General features: G+C 46.0%; 15 protein-coding genes. 4 read left to right on the forward strand and 11 right to left on the reverse strand.

Going from position 1 to position 17,232, the window contains the following annotated elements:
- Positions 1–49 precede the first annotated feature (49 nt).
- Complete coding sequence (nadE, locus tag SPSPH_RS12280; RefSeq protein WP_075756887.1) at positions 50–1,936, forward strand: NAD(+) synthase; 1,887 nt, start codon at positions 50–52, stop codon at positions 1,934–1,936.
- 90 nt (positions 1,937–2,026) lie between these two features.
- Here nadE and SPSPH_RS12285 read toward each other — a convergent pair whose 3' ends face one another.
- From SPSPH_RS12285 to SPSPH_RS12300, 4 genes are all read right to left on the reverse strand, one after another.
- A complete protein-coding gene (locus SPSPH_RS12285; RefSeq protein ID WP_075756886.1) occupies positions 2,027–2,386 on the reverse strand; it encodes a zinc ribbon domain-containing protein in 360 nt (119 codons plus the stop codon).
- A gap of 19 nt (positions 2,387–2,405) precedes the next feature.
- Positions 2,406–3,953: a hypothetical protein gene (locus tag SPSPH_RS12290; RefSeq protein WP_075756885.1), complete on the reverse strand. Its 1,548-nt coding sequence runs from the start codon at positions 3,951–3,953 to the stop codon at positions 2,406–2,408.
- A gap of 311 nt (positions 3,954–4,264) precedes the next feature.
- The gene (gene mscL / locus SPSPH_RS12295) at positions 4,265–4,702 is read right to left on the reverse strand and encodes a large-conductance mechanosensitive channel protein MscL (RefSeq protein ID WP_075756884.1); all 438 of its coding nucleotides are present in this window, start codon (positions 4,700–4,702) and stop codon (positions 4,265–4,267) included.
- A gap of 30 nt (positions 4,703–4,732) precedes the next feature.
- Positions 4,733–6,211, reverse strand: coding sequence for a methyl-accepting chemotaxis protein (locus SPSPH_RS12300; RefSeq protein WP_075756883.1), 1,479 nt, complete (start codon positions 6,209–6,211; stop codon positions 4,733–4,735).
- A 282-nt stretch (positions 6,212–6,493) separates the two neighbouring features.
- On the opposite strand from SPSPH_RS12300, the gene SPSPH_RS12305 reads away from it, so the two are divergent.
- Positions 6,494–10,711, forward strand: a complete 4,218-nt coding sequence (locus SPSPH_RS12305) for a 2-hydroxyacyl-CoA dehydratase (protein WP_075756882.1) — start codon at positions 6,494–6,496, stop codon at positions 10,709–10,711.
- 16 nt (positions 10,712–10,727) lie between these two features.
- Here the strand turns inward: SPSPH_RS12305 and SPSPH_RS12310 are convergent, their stop codons facing one another.
- Positions 10,728–11,156: a putative ABC transporter permease gene (locus tag SPSPH_RS12310; RefSeq protein ID WP_233139127.1), complete on the reverse strand. Its 429-nt coding sequence runs from the start codon at positions 11,154–11,156 to the stop codon at positions 10,728–10,730.
- Between the two features lie 31 nt (positions 11,157–11,187).
- Here SPSPH_RS12310 and SPSPH_RS12315 point away from each other — a divergent pair, with 31 nt between their 5' ends.
- Entirely contained in the window at positions 11,188–11,787 is a 600-nt protein-coding gene (locus tag SPSPH_RS12315) for a TetR/AcrR family transcriptional regulator (protein WP_075756881.1), read from the forward strand.
- A 46-nt stretch (positions 11,788–11,833) separates the two neighbouring features.
- On the opposite strand, the gene hydG is transcribed toward SPSPH_RS12315, so the two are convergent.
- The 5 genes from hydG to SPSPH_RS23535 form a co-directional block, all read right to left on the reverse strand.
- A complete protein-coding gene (gene hydG, locus SPSPH_RS12320) occupies positions 11,834–13,252 on the reverse strand; it encodes a [FeFe] hydrogenase H-cluster radical SAM maturase HydG (RefSeq protein ID WP_075756880.1) in 1,419 nt (472 codons plus the stop codon).
- Between the two features lie 117 nt (positions 13,253–13,369).
- Positions 13,370–13,633, reverse strand: coding sequence for a TM1266 family iron-only hydrogenase system putative regulator (locus tag SPSPH_RS12325; protein ID WP_075756879.1), 264 nt, complete (start codon positions 13,631–13,633; stop codon positions 13,370–13,372).
- Between the two features lie 367 nt (positions 13,634–14,000).
- On the reverse strand, positions 14,001–14,264 hold the full coding sequence (locus SPSPH_RS12330; RefSeq protein WP_075756878.1) for a hypothetical protein: 264 nt from the start codon (positions 14,262–14,264) through the stop codon (positions 14,001–14,003).
- Between the two features lie 67 nt (positions 14,265–14,331).
- Positions 14,332–14,682: an arsenate reductase family protein gene (locus tag SPSPH_RS12335; protein ID WP_075756877.1), complete on the reverse strand. Its 351-nt coding sequence runs from the start codon at positions 14,680–14,682 to the stop codon at positions 14,332–14,334.
- Positions 14,683–14,714: 32 nt separating this feature from the next.
- Positions 14,715–15,356, reverse strand: coding sequence for a M23 family metallopeptidase (locus tag SPSPH_RS23535; protein ID WP_075756876.1), 642 nt, complete (start codon positions 15,354–15,356; stop codon positions 14,715–14,717).
- A 222-nt stretch (positions 15,357–15,578) separates the two neighbouring features.
- On the opposite strand from SPSPH_RS23535, the gene SPSPH_RS12345 reads away from it, so the two are divergent.
- The gene (locus SPSPH_RS12345; RefSeq protein WP_075756875.1) at positions 15,579–16,688 is read left to right on the forward strand and encodes an efflux RND transporter periplasmic adaptor subunit; all 1,110 of its coding nucleotides are present in this window, start codon (positions 15,579–15,581) and stop codon (positions 16,686–16,688) included.
- A gap of 259 nt (positions 16,689–16,947) precedes the next feature.
- On the opposite strand, the gene SPSPH_RS12350 is transcribed toward SPSPH_RS12345, so the two are convergent.
- On the reverse strand, positions 16,948–17,223 hold the full coding sequence (locus tag SPSPH_RS12350) for a hypothetical protein (protein ID WP_075756874.1): 276 nt from the start codon (positions 17,221–17,223) through the stop codon (positions 16,948–16,950).
- Positions 17,224–17,232 lie beyond the last annotated feature (9 nt).

Consider the following 17,232-nt stretch of genomic DNA (forward strand, 5'->3'; position numbering starts at 1 on the left):
AGCGAAAAGAACACTGCATGTCATTTGTACGATTTGAGGTGAAGAGTTTTTGCTCAAAATTGCAATAGGCCAAATGGACGTTATTCCAGGCCGGCCGGATTTAAATACTGACAAGATGTTATCCATGATTGCCAACGCCAGCAACCACCAGGCTGATATTATCATCTTCCCCGAAATGGCTATCCCGGGTTACCTGCTGGGTGACACCTGGGAACAACAGGCTTACCTGCGTGATTGTGAAGCTTTTGGCCGTAAGATAATTGCGGCTGCCAAAGATATCTGTGTTATCTTCGGCAATGTTGCCGTAGATTGGGGCAAACACGGCGATGATGGCCGGGTGCGAAAACACAATGCCTGTTTTATTGCCCAAGACAGTCGTCTTGTCGACATACGCATCAAGACACTGCAGCCAAACTACCGCGAGTTTGACGACACACGGCATTTTTTCAGCCTGAGCAGCCTGTCGCTGGAACGCAGAGAGCCTGTGGAAAACCTAATAAAACCTGTCAAATTGTCAATTAAAGGCAAAGACTATACCCTGGGCTGCATCATTTGCGAAGACGGCTGGTCTGATGATTACAGCGTTGACCCGATTGCGGTTCTCACCGCCAACGGACCGCTTGATGTAATCATCAACATCTCCTGTTCACCGTTTACACTGGGCAAAAACAATAAACGCAACCGGGTATTTTCCCGGCAAGCCCGGGAAGCCAATACCCCGCTTGTCTATGTTAATAATACAGGTCTTCAGAATAACGGTAAAACGGTATATACCTTCGATGGATTCAGCACAGTATATAACAGCACCGGGCAAATTGTCACCTGCTGCCGGCCTTTTGCCGAAACACTTGACTATATTGAGCTTGTCACTGAAGCGGGCGGCCAAAATCTTCCTCCGGTCAACGTACCTGACGATTCCGACATTGCCAGCCTGTATCAGGCTGTCAGTTATGGTGTCAAAAACTTCCTCCAGTCCATTGGGATGAACAAGGTGGTCATCGGCGTTTCCGGCGGTATTGACTCGGCCGTTAGCGCTGCATTATATGCAAGCATTTTGCCCCCGGAAAATATCCTGCTGCTCAACATGCCCAGCAGGTTCAATTCCCAAACAACGAAAGATTTGGCCAGCCAGTTGGCCAAAAATCTTGGCTGCCTGTATGCGGTAATGCCAATTGAACAATCGGTCGAACATACGGCTGCCCAAATCAGCGGTACACCCATCATCAACCTGGCTAATGGTACTGAGCACCAGTTGAACGTATCTTCTTTTGTACTGGAAAATATTCAGGCCCGTGACCGTTCTTCCCGCCTGCTGGCAGGAACGTCGGCGGCTTTCGGCGGTGGCTTTACCTGTAACGCCAACAAAAGTGAGCTTACTGTCGGCTACTCCACTCTCTATGGCGACCAAGCCGGATTTTTGGCAGCGCTGGCTGACTTATGGAAACATCAGGTCTATCAACTGGCACATTATCTTAACGCCACCATTTATGGGCGGGAAGTCATTCCCCAGGCAGCCATTGATTTAGTACCAAGTGCCGAACTGTCCTTCGAGCAGTCTGTGGATGAAGGTAAAGGCGATCCCATTATTTATAGCTATCATGATTATTTATTTCGTGCCTTTACGGAATACTGGAACAGAGTCACACCGGCAGACATTTTAGACTGGTACAGTCAGGGTACAGACGTGCTGGAACAAAAACTAGGCTGTCAAACCGGCCTGATCCAGCAGTTATTCTCCGGTCCCCGCCCTTTCATTGACGACCTGGAACGTTGGTGGCGTCACTACACCGGCATGGCAGTGGCCAAGCGTATTCAGGCACCACCCGTCTTGGCCGTTAGCCGCCGTGCCTATGGCTTTGATCATCGTGAAGCACAAAACAACGTCTATTTTACGCAGGAATATCTAAGAATTAAGCAGTTGCTGCTATCTCAGTAAACTTCCGGAACACAACCACCTTAATACAGGTTACATACAGACGCAAAAAAACGCGGACAGCACATGGGAATATGCACTGTCCGCGTTTTCTTATCTTCTTAATAACTGAAACAACCAAGCGCCGATAAGCACCGCACCGACTGCCAGCAAAATAAACAGCAATACAGGCAGGAAAAAAAACACCAGTATTACCAAGGCGGCAGCTACCATTAACTTACCGGCCCAGCCGGAAGAACCAAACGAAATATTAATATGTTTCACCCGCGACCGGTTGCCGGACTCATAACTTTCATACCGGTTGCGGTTACCGCCATTTTCTTCTTCAATAGTAATTCCGTCGAAATTATCACGTTCCTGACGGCTTAACACGGTAACCGCCGCTTCATGGCCGCAGTGCGGACATTTGCCTGTTCCGCTTTGTATTTGTTCGCCACAGTTTGGACATTGCATGCTCTACCCCTCCTGATACTTATTGCAAATCATAGAGCAGGGAAACTATACCTTCTTCACTTAAGTATCTTGGATCATACTTCTCCAGCTTTAATACCTCGATTATTTTACTCCGGTTAGCACTAATGCTGGATTTGGCTACCGCCATTTCATCAGCCAGTGTTTCTGCCGGCAGCTCGGCCTCGGCATTATTAATCTGAGAAAATGCCTGTATAGCGGCAGCGGCCCAGGCAGCCGGTTTACGGACAGTCACGGCAGTAATACCGGAAAAGTCCTGCCACATTTTTTGTACTAAAACCGCATCATGCCGCGAATAGCCAAATTTCGGCATCGAGTTTACAATTAATTCCGACACCGTGGTATTCACAGCTTTATCCCCGGCTGCCGGTTGCGGAAAGCTGCGTTCGACCTGCGCATAGGAGGTGACATTGACTCTGGCCCAGGTAGCCAGTAAATCAATGGTGTGCCGCACAGCATTGGCATGCCTCCTGACAAAATCATCCCAGGTAGCTCCCGGTTGCTGCAATTCCAGCATAGCTTTCTGGCGGGTAATTTCCTCCTTAACCCGCCGCCGCAAGTTACTGCTTATCTCAACACTGGTAATGAAATTGATCATAATCAAATCCTGATCCTCTTGCTGCAGAAAGACATGTCCGTAAAACAGCAGTTTTTTCACCAGCTTATAGTCAAAATTAGGGTTAGGCAGGCGGAACTTTTCATCGGTTAAGAGATTAACGCACTCCACCCAATCCTGATTTATTATGGTTTCCACATAAAATACAGTAAATTTTGCTCCCAGAAGCTCTCGCAGTATTTTCTGTTCTTCACCGGCCAGCTTATCACTGTAATCTATATGAAATTGGATGAGTGGTGTCCGGTCATTTGCCAGCAAATGATAGTCAAATAAAAAATAGTCCCAAAATCCCAGCCAAAACTCATCATCATTTTCGTCTTCCGGCATTTGTCCCAGCGGTCCCAGGTATAAAGCAAGAGCGCGCTCAAAGTCTTCAACAAAATTTTCTTGCTGAAAGTAGGCGCTAAACTTAAGCATCAGGCGTTCTACCGCTTCGCCAACAATCCTGCCAATATCTTTAGGTATAGTCAGCGGTGATTTGAGCGACAACTCTCCTTGCTCATCCTCGTCTTCCATAAAACGAAGCCGTTTGCCGCTGGTCATAAACGCTGCAGCCTTCTTAAGCTCATGGGTGTCACTGATCGTCTTTTTCGCAGCCAGATAACTGTAAAACTCCTGCAGCACATCAAAAAAATGCTTTACTGTCTTAAGATTAGGTTTAAAACCTTCCATCTGTACGATAATCCATTCAACTGCCAGACTATATTCGGCTGCTGAAAGTTCATCAAGAGACGTGTCACCCGAATATGATATATATGATACGAACAGTTGAAGATTGTGCCAGGTATCTGTAAGCTCTTCATCATTAGCTCCCTGCCAGGCTTTTTGACGCAAAAAACCTTCAATCCATTCGCGTTTTATCGCCGAATCCCATTCCTGCTCTTCATCAAAAAAGACACGGACTTCATCATAAACATTTTTTATATTGGTCATTGTACATAATAACTCCTTTAAGCACATTAACGAACCTTATTATAACACGTTTCCCCCCTCTAAACCAGTGTTGCAGTTCAGTATTGTCTTTTTTTACCAATCACGAAAGTGCTATCTACATTATACTATAAAGATAAAGAAAACACGGCTTGCCCCGAGCCCTCGGCGACGGCGGAAGTCGATGTTGCCCTTATCCTGCTCTTAAGAAAGTTATACTTTCTGTTAGGATAAAAAATCCCCCAACCACTATTTAGGGGACTCTGATCAAAAGCCTGTAAGCCTTACCAGGTAAGAACTCACAGGCTTTGCCGTTAATTATCAAATATCGAGGTGCAATATGGGCAGCGCGTTGCCTTGCTATGCACATTGGAAAAACAATGCGGGCACTCTTTCGTTCCCGGTCCCGGTGTTTCCGGAGGTTTGGCAGACAGCTTGTTTACCTGGGTTATGAGCAGGAAAATAGCAAAAGCGACTATCGTAAAATCTACGATTGTATTGATAAACAGACCATAGTTTAAGGTTGCCGCTCCGGCAGCTTTCGCTGCTGCAATAGTAGGATAACTGGTGCCTGACAGGTTGATAAACAGATTGGAAAAATCCACTTTTCCCAACAGCAGGCCAACGACCGGCATTAAAATATCATTAACAAACGAAGATACTATCTTCCCGAATGCAGCACCAATAATAATGCCTACCGCCAAATCCAAAACATTCCCCCGCATGGCAAACTTAACAAATTCCTTAAGCATCCCGGCCCCCCCTTTCAACCATGCTATTTACTACTTACCAGCTTTTAATACTTCTATCCCTAATTTAGAATTTTTTTCAATAGCCTTAATGGTATTATCTATATGGGCAAATATCTCCTCAGACATTTTTTTGGCTTGTGCATAAAATGTATTAGCCTGATTTGCATTCTTGGCATTAACGGCATCCACTACCTTTATCCCCATACTATGCAGTTCATGATGGACACTGTCAATAGCTGACCACTCCTTAACTATGTCCGGGTGAGTTATATGCATGGCATGATAAAAATGACCAAAGGCACATCTCCTCGAATCGGTTTGAATCGGGTAAGTTTTCATTTCCTCAACGATTCGTTGCAAATTCTTCATCCAATTACCATGAGCTTCTTTGGCCTTTAACAGATTCCTGGTCAGTTCCTCATTGCTGATTGCATGCATTCCCCCATTTAACGAGGTTATCATAATTCGTACAATCTCACTAAGGTCCTCGTCAATTTTGGTTATCTGTTTGGCATTGTCAGCGCTTTCCATCGCATCGCCGTGAATAATTTGCGTCATCTCATGCAGCTTTTCCGCATCCTGAGTAGATAGATTCATTGCCTGATTTACTTGTTTGGCCGCTTCTCTAATATCCAGCATGGACTCTGAAATTTTGTCCACATCTTTAATAGTGTCTTTTAACATAAACACATTGTCTTTGATGGTATCAGATATCATGTCCAGCTTTTCATTCATATTGCCGGTAGACGCCAGGGTATGATTCAGGCTTTCTTTGGTGCCGCTGGCTGCCTGGTGGATGTTATTGACAAAAACCCTCATGTCGTCCAAATTCATTTTGGTACTGTCTGCCAGTTTCCTGATTTCATTAGCCACAACGGCAAAGCCTCTGCCAAATTCGCCTGCCCGGGCAGCTTCGATAGAAGCATTAAGAGCCAGCAAATTAGTTTGTTCAGCTATGGCTTCCACGCCATTAACGATTTCACTTACTTTATCAGCCATCTCCACCAAATGAGCGATTTGTTCACCCATTGTCGTAGTATCTTTTACAACATTTTCTTTGAGGGTATTCACTTCCTGCAACTGTCCCATGCTTTCATCATTCTTCCGAATCAGTTCATTGGAGGATTCTGATAATTGATGCATGGTGGCTGAAGTATGACTTATTGTTTCATTTACCTCATTCATACTTGCCGTGATTTCTTCTACGATAGAAAGGTTGGATTCACTCAAGGCCGACATATTTTGGGCAAAGGCAATCAGTTTATTGGCAGAGTGTGTCATTTTTACATCAAAATCACTTAAAGAGGATATGCTGCCCAACATTTTTTTAGAGCTTACCGACATTTTTTCTTCATTTGCCAACAGCCTGTCAAAATGTTTAAGCATAGTCTTGTGAATAGGATAATCAACTACCAGTTGCTCAACAGTTCTGCCATTAAGCCGGTCTTCCACATTTTTTATAATACAAAGCGCTTCATCGCAGGGTGCTGCTTTCTTAAAAAAATTCATACAGATTACCTCCCAAATATCAACCTTTTCTTATCAATCAAGATTTACATCTATATCCTGTCTGCGAATCCCTTCTTCAACCGGAAACTTGTGAGCCAATATTTTACTATGTATTCCCAGCAAAATAAAAAAATCCTGCTAACTTATACAAAATTCGGCAGAAATAATCAAAATACACCATCCAAAAAAGAATAATAAAAAATAATTGTCATTTTGGGAAGTAAAACCTATAATAAAGTTAAACAATGTTTGAATTTATTGCAGTAATAGGAGAGATCCCAAATGAATAAAACATTGCGTGTTGGTATTGACATTGGTTCGACAACGTTAAAAATGGTTATTCTTGATGAACAAGATCATATTGTGTTTCAAAAATATGTGCGGCATTTTTCCGATATAACAACTGCGTTTCAGTCGGTAGCAGCTAAAGCCCATACAATCCTTCAACAAAAATTACTATCCATTATGTTTACAGGATCAGCAGGCATGGGGATCTCCCAGCTGCTGGGACTGCCGTTTGTCCAGGAGGTAATCGCCTCCACCAATGCCATCAAACATATTATCCCTACTACCAGCACTGCAATTGAACTTGGGGGCGAAGACGCTAAAATTACTTATTTTGATCAAACCGTGGAGCAGCGCATGAACGGTGTTTGCGCCGGCGGTACGGGTGCGTTTATTGACCATATGGCGGCCCTCTTACATACCGACCCCCAGGGCTTAAATGAGCTTGCCAAGAAATACAGCATCATTTATCCCATTGCTTCCCGCTGCGGCGTGTTTGCCAAAACCGATGTGCAGGCGCTAATGAATGAAGGTGTTTCTAAAGAAGATATTGCCGCTTCTGTATTGCAGGCGGTTGTCAATCAGACCATCAGCAGTTTGTCACAAGGCCGGCCAATCAGTGGCAAGGTAGCCTTTCTCGGCGGTCCTTTGCACTTTTTATCTGAACTGCGGCGGCGGTTCACGGAAACCTTAGGGCTTAACACCGAGCAAGTGCTGGCGCCCGAAAGTTCACCATACTTTGTCGCCATTGGAGCAGCTCTTACCCCACAGCAAGAGCCGGTCGCGTATGAGCTTTTGCAAAAAAAATCCAGCAAATTATTTGACCTTCAGCTTAAAAGCGAACAAGCACTGAACCCGCTCTTTACTGACGAAAAAGAATACCGGCACTTTGCCGCCCGTCATGCGCAGCATACGGCTAAACGCGGCAACCTGGAGAATTACAGCGGCAACACCTATTTAGGAATTGATGCCGGTTCAACGACAACTAAGCTGGCACTAATTGGCGAGGATGGCAGCTTATTGTATTCCTATTATACCAGCAACCGCGGCAATCCCCTGGAAACAGTAATTGCGGCGCTTAAAGCCATGTATCAACAGCTAAATTCGCATACCCGGATTGCCTGCGGAGCCGTTACCGGTTATGGCGAGCAATTTATCAAGGCCGCTTTACAGGTGGACATCGGTGAAGTCGAAACAGTGGCCCATCTTAAGGCTGCCCAATATTTCTCACCTGATGTTACTTTTGTCCTGGATATCGGCGGCCAGGATATGAAAAGCTTTTTCGTGCGGGATGGCATAATTGACTCCATTATGCTCAATGAAGCTTGTTCTGCCGGCTGCGGCTCCTTTATTGAAAACTTTGCCCAGGCAATGGGTATGACGGTTGGCGATTTTTCTCAGCTTGCTCTGAAAGCGCAGCATCCGGTCGATCTGGGCAGCCGGTGCACGGTGTTCATGAATTCAAAGGTTAAACAAGCGCAGAAGGAAGGCGCCGAAGTCAGTGATATTGCCGCCGGCATTTCCATTTCGATAATCAAAAATGCCTTATTTAAGGTAATCCGCTTAAAAAACACTGATGAATTGGGCACCAAAATCGTGGTTCAGGGTGGCACCTTTTACAATGATGCCGTGCTGCGGGCATTAGAACAAATGCTGGGGAGGGAAATTATCCGTCCGGATATTGCCGGCCTTATGGGTGCTTTCGGGGCGGCGCTGATTGCCAGAGAACGCTGCGCCGGAGCCGGATCTTCCCTCCTGAGAGCGGCTGACCTCAACAGTTTTACTGCTAACACCACCAATCATCGCTGCCAATTATGCGGTAACCACTGCCTGATTACCACACAGCAATTTTCCAACGGCCGGCAGTATCATGCCGGCAACCGCTGCGAACGTGGTGTGGGTAAAACCACAGTGACTGATACACTGCCAAATCTGTATGCCTATAAATATCAACGGCTGTTTCAATACAAGCCTTTGCCTGAGTCTGTGGCCAGCCGCGGGGTTATTGGCATTCCCCGGGTGCTTAACATGTATGAGGATTATCCTTTCTGGCATACCCTGTTCACTAAACTCGGCTACCGGGTCATTTTATCCGGCCGATCTTCACGCCAACTCTATGAACTGGGTATGGAAACCATCCCCTCGGATTCCATTTGTTACCCGGCCAAGCTTGTGCACGGACATATCAGTGATTTGGTTTCCAAAGGGGTAAAAAAGATATTTTATCCCTGCATTCCCTACACCACACAAGAAGATCCTGCTGCCGACAACTGCTATAACTGCCCCATCGTTACCTCCTATCCGGAAAATATTAAGGCCAATATGGATATCCTGCGGGAAAAAGGTATTCTCTTTCTTCATCCCTTCCTGCCGCTTAATCACCGTGAACGCTTGATCAGCCGGCTAATGCAGGAACTGGCGGCAGAGGCTGTTACCAAGCAAGAGCTTAGTGCTGCTGTCGATGCAGCTTACAGCGAGCTGGATTGCTATAAAGCCGATGTCAAGCGTAAAACGCAGGAAGCGCTGGCCTTTATGGCTGACCGGAATATTAACGGAATTGTTTTGGCAGGCAGGCCTTATCATATTGATCCGGAGATTAATCACGGTTTGCCTGAACTCATTCAATCCTATGGTTTGGGCGTATTGTCAGAGGATGCAGTACGGCATTTGGGTACAATAAACCGGCCGCTGCGGGTTGTTGATCAGTGGACATACCACTCCCGCCTTTATGCGGCAGCAAGTTTTGTTAGTACACAGCCTGCTGTTGAATTAATCCAGATCAACTCTTTCGGCTGCGGGCTTGATGCCGTTGTAATTGACCAGGTAAAAGAAATCCTTGAGGCCCATAACCGAGTCTATACGGCCATTAAGCTGGATGAAGTCAACAACCTGGGCGCCGCCAGAATCAGAGTGCGCTCACTCTTAGCCGCTCTCAACGACAGAGGCAGGGAAGCTATTGGCAAACAAACCGCTGAACTTGCCGCCACCCATCAATGCCGGCCTGATTTTACCCCCGAAATGAAAAAATGCCATACCATATTGGCACCGCAAATGTCTCCCATTCATTTTCAGTTTTTAGAAGCAGGATTCCGCAAAGCCGGGTATCGGCTGGTAGTAGCCCCCACCCCTGACCAAACTGCAATTGACGAGGGGTTAAAGTTTGTCCATAATGATGCCTGTTATCCGACAATAATTGTAATCGGACAACTATTGAAGGCATTAAAATCCGGGCTGTATGATCTTAATAACACATCAGTTATGTTATCGCAAACCGGTGGCGGCTGCCGCGCGACCAATTATGTGGCACTGGCCCGTAAAGCCCTTAAAGATGCCGGTATGCCTCAAATACCTGTACTTGCACTCGGCGGAGAAAACCAACCGGGGTTTTCCATGACATTATCGCTGTTTGAGAATTTAATCATCGGTATTATTTACGGCGACCTCCTGATGCGGGTGCTGTACCGGGTAAGACCGTACGAAAAGCAGCCTGGTTCGACCCAGGCACTGTATGATTACTGGGCCGCCAAATGCCGGCAGGATATACTGACAGGCGGAAGATACCAGTTTAAAAACAACATCTTCGGGATTGTCCGTGATTTTGACAATCTGGAAATTGATGAACAGCTGCAAAAACCGCGGGTCGGTCTGGTTGGCGAGATATTGGTAAAATACCACCCAACAGCCAACAATCACCTTGTTGAGTTATTGGAAAGCGAGGGCGCGGAAGCTGTGGTGCCTGATATGCTGGATTTCTTTCTCTACTGCGCTTATGACAGTACGGTAAACTATAACCTGTTAGCAGGTACCTTAGCGGATAAGGTCAAGGGCAGCTTGTTCAGAAGGGTTATTGAGTTTTACCGCCGCCACCTCCGCAAAGCGCTGACAACAAGCAAACGCTTTACAGCACCGTATACGATTGAGAATATAGCCAGACTGGCAGAAAAACATATATCTCTTGGCAATTTCACCGGTGAAGGCTGGCTGCTGACCGGCGAAATGGTCGAACTCATTCACTGCGGCGTGGATAATATTGTGTGCTTGCAGCCATTTGCCTGCCTGCCCAATCATATTACCGGCAAAGGTATGATCAGAGAGTTACGCCGCAATTATCCTAACGCTAATATTGTTGCCATCGACTATGATCCCGGGGCCAGCGAGGTTAACCAGATAAACCGCATAAAATTAATGCTGGCCGTAGCCAAAGAAAAACTTTAGTCAGCTATTGGGTAAACTATTGATATATCCGGACATGATCCAGCCTATCATGAACTTTTTCAAATAATAGGCCGGCAGCAAACCATGCAGGGGCATAATCCAGACGGATCAACCCATGGATATTGAGCGCAGCCAGGGAATAATCCCAAGGTACAGTACCCAGCACAACACTTAGCAGCCAGCCGGTAAGATATTCAACGGCGAAATACAGCAGCATCCAGACAGTCCCGCGCCGCCATGCCGGCCAGTACCGGATTATGTCATGCAATGGCTCAAATACTATGACTAAGCCATATATGGGAAACATCCATAAGTAGGTTCTGGCTGTCAAACAAACATCTCCGTCCAGCAGCGAACCTACGCCTGTCCAGATAATTTCCAGACACCAGCCTAGTAGTCCATAAATGATAAAGTGCAGCATAGGTATAGTGTAAACCTGCGGCAAATTATTATTCCCGGTGCAAGGAGTTGGAGCAATGACCACCCATTCGGAAAATAAACTGGCTATCAAAAAAAAGATTTTGGACGCTACGCTGGGGATTATCGGCGCCAAAGGGGCCCACCATGTAACCAGCCGGAAGATTGCCACCCTGGCTGAAGTGAATGTAGCTGCCATAAACTACTATTTTGGTTCTAAAGACAATGCGGTAAACGAGGCACTGAAAACTTTTACAGATGCGCTCATGCAGTCTTTTGACCATCTGGATAATTTAGCCGTCCCACCTGAGGATAGAATTAGAAATTTTCTTAGAAGCTATGCCGATTATAGTCTGGAATACCCGGATGTTTTTCGCAATTTTATTGAGCAGACCTTGCATGAATCCGTATCCTCCTGCGAATATATTGAAATTATGAAGCAAACCGGGCTAAATAAAGTAAAGGCAGCGGTACGGGAAATCACCCAAAACCAGGACGAGATTGACTTAACCATGAAAATTTTTCAGATGTTTAGCTGCCTGGAGCTGCCGGTATTAGTCGGCGATAAGCTGCAAAGCCTTGCTCATTTTGATTACTATGACCGTGAGTGCCGTCACCGGTATCTCGACTGGGTGCTAAAATCTCTATTGCATGCATAAAGACCTGACTCTGATCCGCAAGGGAACCAGAGCCAGGTCTTTTCATTTAGAAACGAAAATCACGTTTGCCATCGGTAAGTTCGGACAAATGCTCTACAGCAATTGCGCGAACCTTTTCATTGGTAATACGGGGAATTTCCTTGGCAATTACCTCTTCGCCCTTTGCCTTGGTGTCTGCCGAAGCATAATCCTCTAAATATTCCTTCAGCGTCATCAGGGCATTGGGCTGACAACAGTTAGCAATCTGCCCTGATTTCACCAGGCTCATAAACCGGTCTCCGGTGCGCCCTTCGCGATAGCAGGCAGTACAAAAACTCGGAATATAGCCCAGACTTAGCAACCAATTTACAATTTCATCCAGAGTGCGCCGGTCATTAACATCAAACTGTGCCGAATTATCATCTTCCGCTTCGGGTTCAACATAGCCGCCGACACTGGTGCTGGAACCGCCGCTAATTTGGGATACTCCCAATTCCAGCACACGCTCACGGGTTTTCTGCGATTCGCGGGTAGAAACAATCATGCCCGTATAGGGAACGGCAATCCGGAGCACGGTTACTATTTTCGCGAATATATCATCTGATATGGCGTTGCTGAAATCTTCGGGATCAATATCATCTGCCGGGCGAATCCGGGGAACGCTGACGGTATGCGGGCCAACTCCCATAGCCGCTTCCAAATGCTCGGCATGCATTAACAGGCCGACAAAATCATACCGGTACATATTTAGGCCAAACAAAACTCCAATGCCGACGTCATCTATGCCGGCTTCCATAGCACGGTCCATAGCTTCGGTGTGATAAGCATAGTCACTCTTGGGGCCGGTTGGATGCAGTTCTTCATATGCCTTTTGGTTATAGGTTTCTTGAAATAAAATATAAGTGCCAATGCCTGCATCCTTTAACTTGCGGTAGTTTTCCACCGTGGTTGCGGCAATATTGACATTCACCCGGCGAATGGCTCCATTCTTATGTTTTATGCTATAGATAGTTTTAATGCTTTCCAATACATACTCAATAGGATTGTTAACAGGATCCTCACCGGTTTCCAAAGCCAGGCGCTTATGCCCCATGTCCTGCAAAGCAATTACTTCACGTACAATATCCTCCTGCGAAAGCTTTTTGCGGGAAATATTCTTGTTTTTATAATGATAAGGGCAGTAAACACACCCGTTAATACAGTAATTAGAAAGATATAAAGGCGCAAACATAACAATACGGTTTCCATAAAGTTTTTGCTTGATTTCTTTTGCCAAAGACATCATTTTTTCGTTTTGTTCCTCTAGGTCACACTCCAGCAGCACCGCTGCTTCCCGGTGGGTCAGCCCCTTACAGTCCCTGGCCCGTTCCAGAATGCTCGCAATTAGTTCTCGATTGCTTTTGTTTTTCTGCGCATAATCAAGCGTATCCAAAATCTCCTGATCGTCAATAAATTCGGTGGCAATTTTTGATTTGCAATTATACATAGTCAAGACTCCTTTTTACGCATTTTTTTCTATCTGAAAAAATCCCCTGCCTACCCCGATGAAAACCGCTGCAAAGTCGTCCGGTAGAAGTAACACTCTTAACAAAATTAGTGCTTGCTATTTATCTGTGTTAGAAGCTAGTTTCGAATACACCGTTTTAATATTGACATGGGGAATCATTCCTAATTTGCCGGAAAGTGCACTGATGGTATCACTGGGAGCATCCATTACAATGCTGATCACGGAAACATTACGCTTGGGATAGGGAATTCCCATTCGGCCTACAATATAGGCGCCATATTCGTGAAGAATATCGTTTATTCTTTTGGCAGAATCCTTGTTTTCAACCACTATGCCAACTAACGCAATTCTCGTTTCCATAAAATAGCTCCTTTCTTCTTAATGCAAAAATCCTTGTACCCGAAGGCACAAGGATAGAAAGTCAATAATTAAGGAGAGCATCACAAAAATATGCTCCTCAATCTATCGCCGCTATTCTCTCGCCTTCTCATTCGGGACGTACCCTCATGGATTCAGCACGATAACTTTGTTCTACTCCAGACACCTAGGGTTTGCCGCAAGAAAGGTGAAAATTACTCAATCTCAGACAACTTACCCAAATATTAAATAAATTGTAGCATATTTTCTGACAAAATACAATGCTGAATTTTAAACAATCCCAAACCTCACCAGATGCCACACAAGTGTCTCTGGATTATTATTCAGCATCAGAGTTGCGGTACTTGGCTTAAATTACTTTTCTAATTTTGCTGCCATTAAATAATTGCCGGAGGACATACAGCGTTTCCGCCGGACCCATCTCAGGTTCATAGCCTAATTGCACAAAGTCATACCGAACCCGCTCTTGTATATGGGGTGAAAGCTCTGTTAGTTTAGCGAATTCAGCAGAAATAGTTTTGATCTCATCACTATCCATCAAATTCAATACCTTTCTACTCTTTTCTAAACCAATCATAAGCAAAAAAGCCGCTGATTTTTGTAGTTGAGTCAACACTAGACCTCCTTGCCCGGTACAACAATGCTCTTGTCATGTTAAATTGAGCGCACAGCCACAATACCTATCTAAGCGTCTCCCACTCGCTTTCCTTAAACCCAACCAAGACCTTATCGGCAGTAATCAATATGGGGCGTTTAACCAGCATCCCGTCAGTGGCCAGGAGCGCAAACTGCTCTGCCTCAGACATGGTTGGCAGCTTGTCCTTCAAACTCAGGGATTTATACAATAAGCCGCTGGTATTAAAGAATTTTTTCAGCGGCAGCTTGCTTTTCGCCTGCCATTCCTGCAACTCAGCTGCCGTCGGATTTTCTTCCTTAATATGCCGCTGCTCATAGCTGACGCCATTATCATCCAGCCACTGTTTTGCCTTCTGGCAGGTAGTGCATTTCGGGTAACATACAAAAATAGTCATGTCAATTCTCCTTGCTAATTAAGTGCTATCTATTAGTATTGAACCATAAAGCCAATAGGGTCAACAGCCATGCCATTGACTCTGATTTCATAATGAACATGCGGTCCGGTACTTTTCCCGGTGCTGCCTACATAGGCAATGACCTGGCCTTTTCTCACATGTTGACTGGAGCTTGCTATAATGCGGGAATTGTGCCCATAAATAGTGGTAATGCCATTGCCATGATCAATTTGCACCAGATTGCCGTAGCCTCCGGCCCATTCACTTCGCACAACCGTGCCATCGGCAGTAGCTACAACCGGGGTATCCATACTGTTGGCAATATCAATTCCCGCATGCAATTCACTGCCACTGTCCAAAGGTGAATTACGCCAGCCAAAACCGGAAGTAACTTCGCCACTAACCGGCCAGATGGACGGCTTAGCCGCAACCTTATCACCGCCGTGTTCCAAACTGCCCGGAATGAGCACCTGTCCCGACCCGCCGGGCTGAAAAGGGACTAACTCTGCTGCTGCACTACTGCCTACACTAAGTGGCTGGTGATTGTGGGCAAAAACTGCCCCCATTCCCAGGAGAATAAGTACCCCTAATAATGAAATAATCCATCTAACAGAAACAGGTATTGGCCTGCGCTCTGTGTTATTCTTAGTATGAGTTTCCTGCGGAGTATGCATTACAATGTTCCTTCCTTAAAGTAAATATAGCAGCCATAATAGTTGGACAAAACCGCTAACTGCTATCACGAAAAAATCCTATACTATACATTATAACGGAAATTCGTCTTTTTGGCTTTCTTTTAATGTTGATTTTTTCATTTTTTGCGTTACTACTTGACGGCAAAAATGAAAAGTGCGAACATAGTAGCAGTTACCGTATTATTATGGGAGGTGACTGCTATGAAAAAGCTCACCAGGAATTCTCGCCTGCTCCTTGCATTAATGTTACTTGTCTGTGCAGCAGCACTGCTGCTGGCCGTCAGTTCCAAACAACTGCCAACCGGACTTTGGCCCCGGCAGATAAGCCCGCAAGCGCCGGTTAACCTCACGGCCATACCGTTAGGCACTATAAATAAGCCAATACAAGTCACCCGGACAGGATCCCTGGAAAGCGCAGCCTCTGTCCCGATTCATGCCGCATTCTCCGGCCACCCCAGTGAAATATATGTAACAGAAGGCCAGGCAATCAAAGCCGGTCAGCCACTGCTTAAGCTCCAACCCTCTCCTTCGGCAGTCACACAACAGGTCGCAGTACCGTCACAACAGCTGCAAACCAATTATGATAATGCCTTAAAAGAATATGACCGCTACCAAAAACTGTACGAAATTGGGGCTATTCCCCGGCGGCAAATGGAGAGTATCACCGCCAAGCTACAAGAAGCCAAAGAACGCCTTGCCGCCGCCGGAACCCAGTCTGCTGGCAGCATAACCGGCCCGGCTACAATTACCGCGCCCATCGACGGCATAGTAACCGGCTTGGCCGCCGCTCCCGCTAAGGAGGTGCAGGCCGGTCAACTGCTGCTTTCCTTAGGCAGCGGTCAGGAATTAGGCGCTGTCGTTCAGCTGGAACAAAAAGACCTGTATCTTGTCCAGTTAGGCACACCGGTTATCGTAGAAGCAGTGCAGCAAACTATCGTTGGTCAGGTTGCCAGCATTTACCCCCAAGTGGAGGCTAAGCAAAATCCTGTTTTCCTTGCTCATATCAAACTCGCAAGTAAACCTGCCGAATCGCTGAAGGCCGGTATGCCCGCCACTATTCATATAAACACCGGTGAAACAGCCGTCGTCCCCGCAGTTCCCACAGCGTCAATCCTTCAGGACAGCCAGGGGCAAACCTATATATACCTGGCGGTCAATGGTAAGGCTGTGCTTCAACAAATAAGTGTAGGCAAAACCATGGACGATTTCACGGAAATTACCTCCGGTCTGCCTGCAGAAAGCCTGATCATAACAAGCAGCCTGGACAGCTTAAGAGATGGCGATACCATTACAGTAATCCAGCACCAATAGTGATACCAGGTGTAACGGTTCTTCACAGCCATTAACAATTAGCGTTTTTCTTCAATATCATTACCAATATGCCTATCGCCTCGGTGTACCTGGCGAATATGAATTCCAAAACATAAAGACCTCCTATGCTAGGTTTTATCCTACCATAGGAGGTCTTATCTGCCTTTCGCAGCTTACTTCAAGTCTGTCTTGCCTTTTCGCGCGGCTTATCCTGTAGTATTGCCCTGCCCCAGACGAAAGCTACTTTCCGGGAAAAAATTTATATATCACCCTGCGCTTCTTCCTTCATAACCGGAACCGATGTGTTGGGAAAAACCCTGCCGTCCACTAAAAGACCATTCTTGGTCAGTTGCCGGATTACTTGCTCTTGCAAATTAAAAGCGTTTACAAAGCCTTCAAGCGGCATTACCAGGCGCTGCGTAAATTCCTGCCTTTCCTGCCCGTCTCCCGGCTGCAGCGACATCAAGTCAAACCGCACCAGATTGCCGGTAATGTGAACCGCACCAATACCATCTGCAAATAAATCACTTTTCATAATTATTAC

This window comes from Sporomusa sphaeroides DSM 2875 (assembly GCF_001941975.2).
Classification (GTDB): Bacteria; Bacillota; Negativicutes; order Sporomusales; family Sporomusaceae; genus Sporomusa; species Sporomusa sphaeroides.